The sequence below is a fragment of the Neptuniibacter marinus genome (genome assembly GCF_965223595.1).
Classification (GTDB): domain Bacteria; phylum Pseudomonadota; class Gammaproteobacteria; order Pseudomonadales; family Balneatricaceae; genus Neptuniibacter; species Neptuniibacter marinus.
Genome location: NZ_OZ245004.1, coordinates 2,089,870 through 2,102,755, shown reverse-complemented (window position 1 = coordinate 2,102,755; position 12,886 = coordinate 2,089,870). Strand labels below are relative to the sequence as shown.

Sequence of the window (12,886 nt, the reverse complement as noted above, 5' to 3'; positions counted from 1 at the left end):
GGGGCCGTTATGCATCATCGATTTCGCCCTGCAAAACACCGATTTATCTATAAGGTTTTCTCACTTTGCCTAGATATAGATGAGCTACCCCGTTTAGACCGATTTAGATGGCTCTCTATTAACCGTTTCAATCTTTTTTCATTTAATGAAAAAGATCATGGTAGCGGTAACGGCAACTTAGCTGAAAACATCCGTCAGTTACTAACTCAACGGGGTTATAACCAGGCAACACATCGAATACGCCTACTCTGTTATCCACGTATCCTAGGCTATGCTTTCAATCCACTTAGCGTGTATTTCTGTTACAACCAAGATGATCAATTAGATGTGATCCTCTACGAGGTCAGTAATACATTCGGCTCGCGACATACTTACCTGCTTGAGGTTGATAATAAAGCCGATCAAATACGGCATTCCTGCAATAAAGAGATGTATGTAAGCCCTTTTATACCTATGGATACCGCCTACTCTTTTCGTATATCCCCGCCTTCAGATAAGGTCGCTGTCTGCATTCGACAAACAGAGCAATCAACGCTAGGAGCAAGGCAACCTATTTTGCTAGCGACATTTACGGGAACCCAAAGCGAATTAACAGATAGAACCTTACTAAAAGTGTTTTTTAAATACCCCCTAATGACCTTAAAAGTCATTCTAGCTATCCATTGGGAAGCACTCAGGTTATGGCGTAAAAAACTAAGTTTACAGCCTAGAGATACACGACAAAAACACAGTATTAGCTGGCAGGACAAAAGCGGAGTGACCCATTATGAAAGCTTATGAGCAACAAACAACCCTTAAAGCTCCCTACTCTCAAGCCACTTGGTTTGAAAAAAAGCTCCTTAGTCTATTCCATAAAAAACTGAATGGTCATCAAGGCACGCTTCGCCTAACGCTACCAAGTGGCTTTACATGCAAGATTGGTCATAATCAGCCAGAAGCCGATATCCAATTAAACAATTTCCGACCACTCTATCGCCTATTTTTTGGCGGTATCAATGGTGGTTCAGAAAGCTATCTAGCGGGAGAATGGGAAAGCTCAAATCTTACAGAGTTAGTAAAATGGGCGCTCGCTTATGAAAGCTCCCTAGCGGAGCTATCTAAAGCACGCATAGTGACAAGTACACTCCACAATATCTATCACTGGACGCGTGACAACACACTGACTGGAAGCCGGAAAAATATCGCAGCCCACTACGACTTAGGGAATGATTTTTACAAACACTGGCTTGATAGCTCTATGACCTATTCTTCTGCGTTATATAGTCACTCAGACGAATCCCTTCTATCAGCTCAGCAAAGAAAAAACGCGCGTATTCTTGAACTGCTCAATGCCCAACCGGGTGAACATGTGGTCGAAATAGGCTGCGGCTGGGGAGGTTTTGCAGCCCAAGCAAGCAAAGAGCATGATCTAAAAGTTCACGGCATAACCTTATCCCAAGAACAACTGAAATGGGCTAAACAACGTATTAAAGATGATAATCTCACCGATAAAGTCCATCTGAGTTTAACCGATTACCGTGACCTCCATACCCAATATGATGCGGTGGTTTCTATTGAGATGTTTGAAGCGGTCGGTGAAGCCCATTGGGATACTTATTTTGAAACCTTAAAACGCGTATTAAAACCTGGAGGCCAAGCGGTACTGCAAGTGATAACCATCGAGGATGAGCGCTTCCATCATTACCGTAAACAAGCCGATTTTATCCAACGCTATGTATTCCCTGGCGGCATGTTACCTAGCGTATCAGCCTTTAAAGAAAAACTAAGCGAACATGGCTTTGTACTTAAAAAACATCAACTATTCGGTAAAGACTACGCCAGAACCATACGCGAATGGTATAGCGATTTTGAAAAATCCTGGGGAGATATTAAAGCACAAGGGTTTGATGAAACCTTTCACCGTTTATGGCGCTACTATCTAGCTTACTGTGAGGGAGGTTTTGAACATGGTTCTATTGATGTAGGACTTTATGTATTAGCCCACGTGGACGAAAAGCTTTAAGCCCACAAGAGAATAATCTTAGCTGAATAATGCCATATGGGCTGCCTAGCAGCCTTGAGGCGATGCTTACATATTGATTCAGAAGATCAAAGAATCATATTTTTATCGCCTAATATTCAACTCTATTTCTACCCTGATCTTTCGCTTTATATAGCATGCTGTCGGCTTTGCTAATCAACTCTCCCTCATTACAACCTAAGTGGGGAACCATCTCAGCTAAACCCACGCTGGCCGTTAGGTACTTGTTGATAGGTGAATCACTATTATTGATATTTAAAGCATGAATTTCCTCCAACAATCTATTTGAAAGCGTTTCAGCCTGTTCAAGCGAGGTCCCACCCCATACCAAAGCAAACTCTTCACCGCCGTATCGCGCACAAATATCGCCGGGTCTACTAGTAAACTCTTTCAATAAGGCACCTATCTTGATTAAACACTCATCACCCGATTGGTGCCCATAGATATCATTGAGAAGTTTAAAATGGTCTAAATCGACTATTGCTAAACTGATAGGTTGTTTTAATCTTAAACATCGCCGCCACTCATTATAAAGAAACTCATCAAACGCTCGACGATTGGGAATATCAGTAAGTCCATCAAGCCGAGCAAGATTTCTTACCTCTTCTTCAGCCAATTTTCTCTCGGTAATATTTTGGTGTGAAATAACAAAGTAATCCTGACACGACATCTGCAGCGAAGTCACTCGCATCATAAACCAACGTTTTTCATCCGGACTATGACAGGGGTATTCAAAGTAAAACGCGGGCATCTCTTTGTTAATAACACTTAAAATGCCATTTCTTGCCTTTTCTCCGAAGTCATCCCCCATGGCCGCAGCTTTATCACATTCATCAATGTAATTAATACCCCGCCAATTTCCACCAACAGAGCAAGCATTGTTACTGCCAAAATCTGACCAACTTTTATTGGCATACTGAATCGTTCCCATATCATCAATAACAACAATATGCTCAGTTATTGAATCGAGAATCAGCCTTAAAGCTTCATGGGAATTTTCCACTTATTCACCTACTCACTAGAATATGTATAAGGATCGCTATAGCTGATTACTAGTTCCGAGTTGCTATTAAAAACATCTCTTAATGTAGCATACTAATACTTCACACAACCTATATGCCTACTGACGGACAAGGCTACACAGGAACATCTTCACTAATTTGGTAATACCTTTCAACACCTTGAGTCACTTCCCCCCATATAGAGGATCGAACTCTGGCTTGGTGATGATCAAAAGCCATGCGGCTCACGAATTCTTCATAAACATTAAATTTATTTCTATTGACTAGATCAGGAGTCACCATAAAAACTAAACAACCGGATTCTTCTAAGGTCAGTTTTTCATGCTCTGGCAGCTCACGTTTAACTCTCTCAAGATCGGAGTCAGGCACAAGAATAAACCCTTGCAGTGTGATTTTAGGCAAAACGTCCCCTCTAAAACAGACAAGATCAGCTTAACAAACTGGACTATCATTAGCGTTAAAGCAACAAAATTCACAGAAAATAAACAAGCAGGAGAAAGGATTTTTAAGCTTATGTTTGCAGATATATGCTGTGTAGGCATAAGATTTTCTAGGCAGAGCTTTACCTAAAATCCCGCTTTCAAGTTGCCTGCCACTTAAAAATGGACACTTAGTAACAGAGGATAAAATACGGTAATGTTGAGGATCAAGCAGAATCACTGCAAGCAAACCAAGTAAGGTTTTACTGAGTCGGAACTTGCACTACCTGCTTGCCAAAAACACAACCTTTTAGCTGCTGTTTTAAAGCTTGAGTAATTTCCTCAGCCTCAAACGAAACAGGAATAATGCTAGGCGCTTTAATACTGCCATCGTTAACACTATTCATTAACAAATTACCCATAAAGCTCATCTTTTGTTGAGCACATAAGCTTTCGGTTAACCAAGCGCCACTTAAAGAAACAATATTAATAACCGGGGCTTTATAGAATAACAATGAGGAGGGCAATTCAGGTAAACCATTTAAACAGGCAATTCTTCCGCAAAAACGTAATAGTTCTATATTACGAATGGTATTTGCGCCACCCACAGTATCAACAACAGCGTCAAATTGACTATGCCCTAAGGCTAACTTAAATTTATCCAATAACTTTTTATCGTTATAATCAAAACACTTGTCGGCCCCTATTTTTTTTAAATAGGCGTGCGTATTCTTAGCCGATATTGTATAGACTGTAGCGCCCCGCTGCTTTGCAAATTGAATGGCATATTGACCAACGGCACCTGCACCTGCATCAATGAGCAGATTTTCACCTTCTTGAATTTGCAATTTATCCAATGCAAAAAGTGCTGCCATACCAGCGCACGGTAAAGCTGCAGCTACTTGAGGCGCTAAGCCTTCAGGTAATTTAGATACTGCAAAATTAGGTACCGCAACGTAATAGGCTAACATTCCCTGCCGCTTAATATTGGAATGCCACATAACTTGGTCTCCAATCGTAGGGCTAACACCTACAGGGGCATCAACCACCGTACCTACAGCATCTAAACCTAATATGTGCGGGTATTCCCAATCAGGAAAACCATACTTTGCTAATTTTGCATCAATGGGATTAAGGCCAACATATTCAACACGAATCAGCAGTTCACTTTCTTTCCGCTGCGGTGTGGGCATCTCCTGCTTTACCAAAGAAAAGTCATCCCCGACTTCTCCCAAGGTGATTGCTTCCATCGTGCTGGCTATGTTAACCACAATTACTACCTTTTCTTTTTTCTTAATATAAACACCAATTACAACACTAGTGTTCTACTCCAACCACCACTAAACGCTTTGTAAGTAGAGATTTTAGCGAGCATAAAGGCGATTTTTGCATCAACCGCTGCTTGTTCAGCAACTAAGGCATCTTGACGAGCTGACAATAAATCTAGATAAGGCATCTGCCCCTCTTCATACATTGCCTTAGCTTGTTCATGCGCTATTTCAGCGTGATGTAGTCTTTTTTCTGCAAACTCATACAGATTTTTTGACTGCTTCATGCTAACCAACGCAGTTTGTGATTCAGCAATAACACTAACTATCGTATTTTCATAATCAGAAAATGCGGCTTGGCTTAGTGAGCTTTGAGCTCTTGCCTGCGCCTTTAATGCGGGCCAGCTTAAGATTGACCAGCTTAGCTTAGGCGTCAGCGACCAAGCATCGTCATTACTCGATAATTGACCGCCAATAGGATTAATTAACCCCACAAAGCCCGAGATGGAAACATCAGGGTACAATGCCGCTTGCGCTGCGTCCGCCAGGGCACTTTGCTGAAGCAATTGATAACGGGCAATGCTAATCTCAGGACGTAGACTCACCGCCTTCTCTGGCTGAGTTAAAGCTACCGGCTGAATTAGATTACTGTTAATTAGATCTGTTTCAAAACTCAACTGCACTTGTTCAGGCGTTTGTCCTAATAGAACCGCTAATGTTGCCTGATTTTGATACAGTGCAGTTTCTATCTGTGGCAACAGTGTTTTTTGCTCATTTAACTGAGCATAAGTACGATTAATATCTAATTTAGAAGCGAAACCTTCATCAACTCGAGCCTGCAATACATCGATACTTTCCGTTAATGCAACAATCTGCTGATTAACAATCTGTAACTTTAGCTGATTACCTTGCCACTCAAAAAAGCTTCGGGTCACGCCACTAACGATCTCTGCCACTAACTGCGTTTTTTGCTCTTGTGCTTGATAACTCTTTGCCTCAGCACCTTTAATCAAGGCGGAGATTCGCCCAAACAGATCAAGCTGCCAACTAAAATTAGCACCTAAACTGGCGTTACTTTCAATTACGCCCGCAGTTGATTCACGGTTAGCTAATGCGGTTACATCACCTTGCGGTAAATATTGAGCTTCTTCGTAACCAAGTTGTTCCATGGACGCTTTTAAGCGCTGTTGAGCCGCTTGTAAATTACGATTGGATTGCAGTGCTTGCTTAACAAAAGCATCTAATTGCTGGCTTTGGTAGGTTTCCCACCATTGATTATTCGCACCACTTTCACTCAATTCAGCGGCATAACTTTGAGCTGCAAAAAATGCCTCTTTTTCTAAATTACTTTCTCCAAGGTTAGAGCTGCTTGCGCAGCCCGCCAAGGTGATAGCCACCGCTAATGTAGAAAGCTTAGCGGTTGATGTTAAGTTCAACTTAAACATGCGCGTCTTCCTTCTTGTCACTAATCTCAGTCGCTGACTTTTTAGCAACTAAAGCATAAAAGACAGGCGTAAATAACAAGCCAAAGAGCGTCACACCGATCATGCCGGAGAATACAGCAATACCCATAGCCTGACGCATCTCAGAACCCGCACCCGAAGCAAGTACCAGAGGAACAACACCCGCGGTAAAGGCTATGGAGGTCATTAATATCGGACGTAAACGCATACGGCCAGCATGAACAATAGCCTCTAAACGTGTTAATCCAGTTTCTTGCTCCTCCTTCGCAAACTCAACCATTAATATGGCATTTTTACAGGCCAAGGCCACGAGCACGATTAAAGCGATTTGGGTGAAAATATTGTTATCACCACCAATTAACCAGACCCCACACAGAGCGGAGAATATAGTCATCGGCACAATCAAAATAATGGCTAATGGTAAACGTAGGCTTTCATACTGCGCAGCCAATACCATGAACACTAATAACACTACGAGTGGGAAGATATATACCATTGTGTTACCCGCAAGAATTTGCTGATAAGTAACTTCCGTCCACTCATAAACAATACCTTCAGGTAAATGCTGCGCTAGAACTTCCTCGATCGCTTGTTGAGCCTGATCTGAACTGAATCCCATCGCTGGACTACCGTTTAGTTCTGCACTTGGGTAACCGTTATAGTGCATTACACGATCCGGGCCGGTTGTTGGTGTCGCACTCAGTACTGCGCCTAAAGGCACCATCGCACCTTGGTTATTACGGACTTTTAAATTCAATATCTGTTTAGCATCTAATCTAAAGTCTGCATCGGCTTGAGCATTAACTTGGTAAGTTCGGCCAAACATATTGAAATCGTTCACATATAATGAACCTAGGTATATTTGTAATGCGTTAAACACTTCTTCTAACGCGATACCCTGCAACATTGCTTGTTCACGGTCTATTTCTATGTCCATCTGTGGTACTTGGATACGGAAACTTGAATACAAACCCATCAGTTCAGGACGCTGTCGCGCTTCATTAATAACCGTTTGTAAGGAGTTGAAGAGAGCTTCAAAACCTTGGTTTGAACGATCCTCAATCTGCAGTTTAAAGCCGCCTGTGGTACCTAAGCCCAAAATTGGTGGTGGCGGAAACACAGCTACAAACGCTTCATCAATCACGGAGAACCGTTTATTCAACTCCCCTGCTATCGCTGCAGCTGACAATCCCGGCCCTTGACGCTCAGAGAAGTCCTTAAGGGGTGTAAATACAACAGCACTATTAGGACTGTTAGTAAAACCATTAACCGACAAACCAGGGAAAGCAACAATGTTTGCAACACCCGGAACCTCTTGTGCAATGGCCGACATCTCTTTAACTACAGCTTCGGTTCTATCTAAGCTTGAAGCATCCGGTAGCTGGGCAATAGAGACTAAGTACTGCTTATCTTGCGCCGGAATAAAGCCACCCGGTACGGTATTGAATAAACCAACAGTAGAGCCTAATAAAGCAATATAGATGATGCCAACAATAACGCTAAAACGAATAAGCTTTTTAATTGACGTTTGGTAAGCCAATGAGCCTTTTTCGAATAGACGGTTGAAAGGTCGGAATATAAAGCGTCCAAAAATAGCGTTTAGGATTCGCGTTAACAGATCCGGTTTTGCACCGTGCGGTTTTAATAGCAACGCCGACAATGCTGGGGATAATGTTAACGAGTTAAACGCTGAAATAACGGTCGAGATTGTAATCGTTAAGGCAAACTGCTTATAGAACTGCCCTGTTAAGCCAGTAATAAACGCAGTCGGGATAAATACCGCCAGTAATACAAGTGCAATCGCAATAATAGGCCCGGTCACTTCGCTCATTGCAACGCGAGACGCTTCAACAGGCGATAACCCTTTCTCTATATTACGTTCAACGTTCTCAACTACAACAATCGCATCATCAACTACAATACCAATGGCTAACACAAGACCAAAGAGCGATAAGGTGTTGATACTAACACCTAGCCACTGCATAACAGCGAACGTACCGATAAGTGAAACAGGCACAGCAATTAACGGAATAATCGATGCGCGCCATGTTTGTAAAAACACGATAACCACAATTACAACCAAGGCAATGGCTTCTAATAAAGTGGTAATAACCGCTTCGATAGATCCACGAACGAATACTGTTGGGTCGTATACAATGTCGTAATCAATACCTGCAGGAAAATCTTCTGCAAGCGTTTTCATAGTTTCACGTACTTCATCCGACAGTTCAATCGCATTCGAGCCAGGTCGTTGGAAAATAGGCATCGCAACTGCTGGCTGACCATTTAACAAAGAGCGCAGCGCATAAGTGTCTTGGCCAACTTCGACTCGGGCAATATCTTTCAGACGAGTAATAGCCCCCTCATCATCGACCTTAATGATAATGTCTTCAAATTCTTCGATACTGGTTAAGCGGCCTTTAACATTTAACAACACTTGGAACTGTGCATCATTAGGCGCAGGCTGAGCCCCCAAAGAACCAGCAGCAACCTGTTGGTTTTGCTCACTTAATGAGTTAACAACATCACCTGCGGTAAGCTGGCGTGAAGCTAAGGCATCTGGATTTAACCAAACGCGCATTGAATATTTACCACCACCGAATACACGCACTTCACCAACACCACCAATACGTGCAATTTGATCCTTCACGTACAAGTCAGCGTAGTTCGATAAATAATCGGTTTCGCGACTTTTTTCCTTCGAATATAGGTGTACAACCATGGTTAAATTCGGAGAGGCTTTCTTGGCAACAACACCTAAACGCTGTACTTCTTGTGGTAACCGGGGTAACGCGCTGTTAACACGATTTTGCACACGTACTTGAGCACGATCCAGATCGGTTCCTAAGGCAAAAGTAACTGTTAGCGTCATGCGACCGTCGCTAGTTGCTTGTGAAAACATATACAACATGCTTTCTACGCCGTTAATCTCCTGTTCTAATGGCGTTGCAACGGTTTCTGCAATAACTTTAGGGTTAGCACCAGGGTAATTAGCCGTAACGACAACCGTCGGTGGTACCACTTCTGGGTATTCACTGATCGGTAATTGAAACAGTGATATAGCACCACCGATTAAAATAACCAATGATAATACAGCCGCAAATATTGGCCGTTTTATAAAAAAGTGTGAAAAGTTCATGGGCCGCTTCTTATTACTTAGCAGTTAATAAAGGTTGGTTTAGTGGTGCAATTAGCGTTAACCCAACAGTGTCAGCATTTAATTGGGTTTTACGTGGCTCAATTGGCATACCTGGACCCACTTTAGCTGGCCCATTAACCGCAATAATATCCTTAGCCTCTAAACCGGAAGTGATAGCACGAAATTCACCATAACGGTCACCCACACTAATCGGACGGTATTGCAGTGTATTTTTGTCATCAACAATCAATACAAAACGATTTTTGAGGTCTGTGCCTATCGCTTTTTCAGGAATCAGTACTTGTTGTGTTGCGTCTTGGCTCGCTAGACGTATACGAGCAAATGCACCACTACGCAGCTTATTATCTTCATCAATAAAAGTGGCACGTACACGTAATGTACCTGTCGACGTATTAATCTGATTATCAATAAAATCTACATGGCCGTTGTATGCATATTTATCGCTACCGAGTAGCTGCATCACAACCGGTAAATTGTCACTGGCTTTAGCTCCTTCGAAATGGCTATTCCAAGTACGCTCATCAATATCAAAATACGCATACATCTTCTGATCAGACACAATGCTTGTTAGCGTGCTTTGATTGGCATTCACCGTGTTACCACGGGTAATCTCAGCACGAGAGATAATGCCATCAATAGGTGCGGTAATTTTCGAAAACTCTAAATCAAGCTGAGCGGCTTGAAGCTGCGCTCTTAAAGCAGAAATTTGCGCTTGAGCTTTTTTAGCAGCAGTAGCTCTAGACTCTGCCTCTTCAGAAGAGATTGCATCACGTTTACGTAAGCGTGTAGCCCTTGCAGCTTCACTTTTAGCTTGTTGATATTCTGCTACCGCGCTAACTACTTGAGCATTTAAGCTTGCAACCTGTGCTTCAAATGGACGTGGATCAAGACTAAATAATAGATCCCCCTGTTTTACCTGCTGACCTTCAACAAAATCAATGGTATTCACAACACCAGACACACGTGGTTTTAAAGCAACCTGCTGAGGTGCCTCTAAACGTGTTGTGTAGGTAAACCAAGTTTGTACTGGCTTATAAATAACTTGCGCTACATCAATCTGCGTCAATGGCATTTGTGCAGGGGCTTTTGCTTGTTCCGCCGGCTCACTACAAGCGACGAGTGCAGTAAGTAAAACACTTATAGCCACTACTTTTTTAGGTTTACTGAATGACATAGTCTATCCCTCTAAATTTAATTGCAATCATCATAAAGGTTATGAGTGTGTTAAAATAGAATCAATTTATCATTTGATTAGTGCAAAAATGGCACCAATAGCTTTTTAAACAGGGTAGTTTCATGGATACAACGAGCCGCTTACTGATGTTTTTAGATGTTGTTGAACTTGGTAACTTCGCAAAAGTTGCTGAATCTAACCGTATAGATCGTTCAGTTGTTTCCAAACAGATGAATAAACTAGAGGAAGAGTTAGGCGTACGCTTACTCAACCGTTCGACCCGTACGATATCCCTAACAGCCGCTGGCGCTGAGATGGTCAAAAAAGCCACCGAAATGCGCTTTTTACTAAGTGAAACCATACAAATTGCCGAAAACTATCACACCGAACCCCGCGGCCTCTTAAAAATAACCAGCTCCGCTATTATTGGGCGACGCTATTTACTCCCTGTAATAAACGATTTTCAAAAACGCTTCCCGCAGGTAGAAGTCGAATTAAACTTAGACGATCGTATGGTCGATGTAGTTGGCGAAGGTTATGATCTTGCTTTTCGCATTGGCCAACCTAAAGTCTCAAATTTAATTTCACGTCCACTGGCTCGAAACCGCCTAGTCATTTTAGCCACGCCGGAATTCCTACAAACGTATGGAGAACCCGCAACACTTGAAGAACTCGCAAAATTACCTGCGGCAAGTTATGCCAGCAAGACCTTACGTATAGATGAGGTCAGTTACATCAATGACCAAGGTGTAGAAGTTGCTGTACCCATCCGCAGTACGTTCAGGTCCAATGACGGGGATTCGATTCGTTTAAAAGCCTTATCCGGAAGCACCTACTTTGTTTCACCTGCATTTCTGGTCTCTGATGAAATAAAAAAAGGCTTATTAACACCAATTTTGACCCATATTAAATTGCCTGAATTTAATCACCTTTATGCCACCTATCCACACCGAGAACTCCCCGTACGTACACAACTTTTCTTTGATGCCGTACGAGAATTCATAGGAAAAGGCAAACCCATTTGGGAAAACAACATTCCAGGTTTTGATGACATGTACCAATAACACTTACCTATCCCTAACCCCCTTCCCCACAAATGTGAGTCTGCAAACGGCTTATCCGTGTTAAGCACAAAACCTACCGCTGCAATTAGGGTCAGGTTTTGTCTATATAGTTTTAGCGGATGAACCGCTTAGTTAGCGATTTGGATCTCTAATACCGACAACGGCGTGGGTGTTTCAATCACTGACGTTATTTTGAGCCCCGTTTTTTTACAAAGCTTGTCAAATTCAACCAGATCTCGCTCTTGCCCACCCCATGTCATAAGAAACGCTTCAATCTCTTTTGAGAAATGCGGGACATTCCCCTCAGGTACAATCGCATCGATCACATAGAGCTTACTCTCAGGCATCATGGCAGCTTTAACGGTTTTCAGTATTTTACAGCAATCCTCATCACTCCAGTCATGTAGGATTCTTTTTAGGAAATAAGCATCTGCGCCGGCCGGAACCTTTTCAAAAAAACTGCCGCCACTTTTATCAAAGCGTAAGTTAAGTACCGAGTTTTCCTCGATATGCGTGGCCTGTTCAATAATAAGAGGCTGATCAAAAAGCATCCCATTGAGCTGAGTATGTTGTGCAAGAATTTCCTTCAAGAAGCCACCTTGGCCACCACCCACATCAACCACAGAGTGCAGATGACCCACAGGGCAGCATTCTGCAATAACCGGATTTTCTAACTCGGCATAGTTATGCATCGCTCGCGCAAATTGATCATTTTCTTCAGCTTCATCATCAAGATGCTCAAACACACCTTTACCAAAAAGATCGGTATAACTATCTTCGCCCGTACGCACACTATGTTCTAAGTGACCGTATGCCTCCCACATGGATTTTGTAACCATATGCGCAGCATTACGTACAGAGAAATTGCCTTCAGTGCTAGTGCTAATCGCGTCGGAAAAGGCCGTGGTAGTAAAAACAAACTTATCGGTTTCTTGAAAGATTTCATAGGATGCAAGTAGGCGCATCAAGCGATAAAGGCGGTCTTCATTGATCGAGAGTTTTTCAGCCACCGTTTTAACATGCACACCCTGCTGATCTACATGGTCAGCAATACCTAATTTGGCTGCCACATGAATAGCTCTAGAGATAACAAATCCCCAGTAAAGCTCATTGATACGCTGAATAGGATTGATTTCAGATAATGACATAGAATACTTTACGCCACCGTCGGCGTATTCCTTTACTTATTATTGTTAACCAAGCTCAAAAGCAAACTATATGCCATAGACGTAATGCATTGTTTATAAAAGGAATTACAAATGAGTTTGGCTGCATACAATCCTATATGCTCCACAT

The 12,886-nt window shown here is 42.4% G+C and carries 10 protein-coding genes; 3 read left to right on the top strand and 7 right to left on the bottom strand.

What is annotated here, in order from left to right:
- The first annotated feature begins 9 nt into the window (after positions 1 to 9).
- Positions 10 to 780, top strand: coding sequence for a DUF1365 domain-containing protein (locus ACOQOE_RS09815; protein WP_231867955.1), 771 nt, complete (start codon positions 10 to 12; stop codon positions 778 to 780).
- Complete coding sequence (locus ACOQOE_RS09810; protein ID WP_420553879.1) at positions 767 to 2,002, top strand: class I SAM-dependent methyltransferase; 1,236 nt, start codon at positions 767 to 769, stop codon at positions 2,000 to 2,002. The genes ACOQOE_RS09815 and ACOQOE_RS09810 overlap by 14 nt, the downstream gene beginning before the upstream one ends.
- A 109-nt stretch (positions 2,003 to 2,111) precedes the next feature.
- Here ACOQOE_RS09810 and ACOQOE_RS09805 read toward each other — a convergent pair whose 3' ends face one another.
- The 6 genes from ACOQOE_RS09805 to ACOQOE_RS09780 all read right to left on the bottom strand — a co-directional run bounded on the left by ACOQOE_RS09805 (position 2,112) and on the right by ACOQOE_RS09780 (position 10,526).
- On the bottom strand, positions 2,112 to 3,023 hold the full coding sequence (locus ACOQOE_RS09805; protein WP_067864941.1) for a sensor domain-containing diguanylate cyclase: 912 nt from the start codon (positions 3,021 to 3,023) through the stop codon (positions 2,112 to 2,114).
- A 133-nt stretch (positions 3,024 to 3,156) separates the two neighbouring features.
- The gene (locus ACOQOE_RS09800) at positions 3,157 to 3,444 is read right to left on the bottom strand and encodes a putative quinol monooxygenase (protein ID WP_067864944.1); all 288 of its coding nucleotides are present in this window, start codon (positions 3,442 to 3,444) and stop codon (positions 3,157 to 3,159) included.
- 280 nt (positions 3,445 to 3,724) lie between these two features.
- On the bottom strand, positions 3,725 to 4,732 hold the full coding sequence (locus ACOQOE_RS09795; RefSeq protein WP_197468018.1) for a zinc-binding dehydrogenase: 1,008 nt from the start codon (positions 4,730 to 4,732) through the stop codon (positions 3,725 to 3,727).
- A 38-nt stretch (positions 4,733 to 4,770) separates the two neighbouring features.
- Positions 4,771 to 6,174 carry a TolC family protein gene (locus ACOQOE_RS09790; protein WP_067864950.1) on the bottom strand — a complete coding sequence of 468 codons (1,404 nt, stop codon included), beginning with the start codon at positions 6,172 to 6,174 and terminating at the stop codon, positions 4,771 to 4,773.
- Positions 6,167 to 9,331: an efflux RND transporter permease subunit gene (locus ACOQOE_RS09785; RefSeq protein ID WP_420553878.1), complete on the bottom strand. Its 3,165-nt coding sequence runs from the start codon at positions 9,329 to 9,331 to the stop codon at positions 6,167 to 6,169. The genes ACOQOE_RS09790 and ACOQOE_RS09785 overlap by 8 nt, the downstream gene beginning before the upstream one ends.
- 13 nt (positions 9,332 to 9,344) lie before the next feature.
- Positions 9,345 to 10,526 carry an efflux RND transporter periplasmic adaptor subunit gene (locus tag ACOQOE_RS09780; protein WP_420553877.1) on the bottom strand — a complete coding sequence of 394 codons (1,182 nt, stop codon included), beginning with the start codon at positions 10,524 to 10,526 and terminating at the stop codon, positions 9,345 to 9,347.
- A 122-nt stretch (positions 10,527 to 10,648) separates the two neighbouring features.
- Between ACOQOE_RS09780 and ACOQOE_RS09775 the strand changes: the two genes are divergently transcribed.
- Complete coding sequence (locus ACOQOE_RS09775) at positions 10,649 to 11,590, top strand: LysR family transcriptional regulator (protein ID WP_420553876.1); 942 nt, start codon at positions 10,649 to 10,651, stop codon at positions 11,588 to 11,590.
- A 128-nt stretch (positions 11,591 to 11,718) separates the two neighbouring features.
- Here ACOQOE_RS09775 and ACOQOE_RS09770 read toward each other — a convergent pair whose 3' ends face one another.
- On the bottom strand, positions 11,719 to 12,738 hold the full coding sequence (locus tag ACOQOE_RS09770; RefSeq protein WP_067864967.1) for a methyltransferase: 1,020 nt from the start codon (positions 12,736 to 12,738) through the stop codon (positions 11,719 to 11,721).
- Between the last annotated feature and the right edge of the window lie 148 nt (positions 12,739 to 12,886).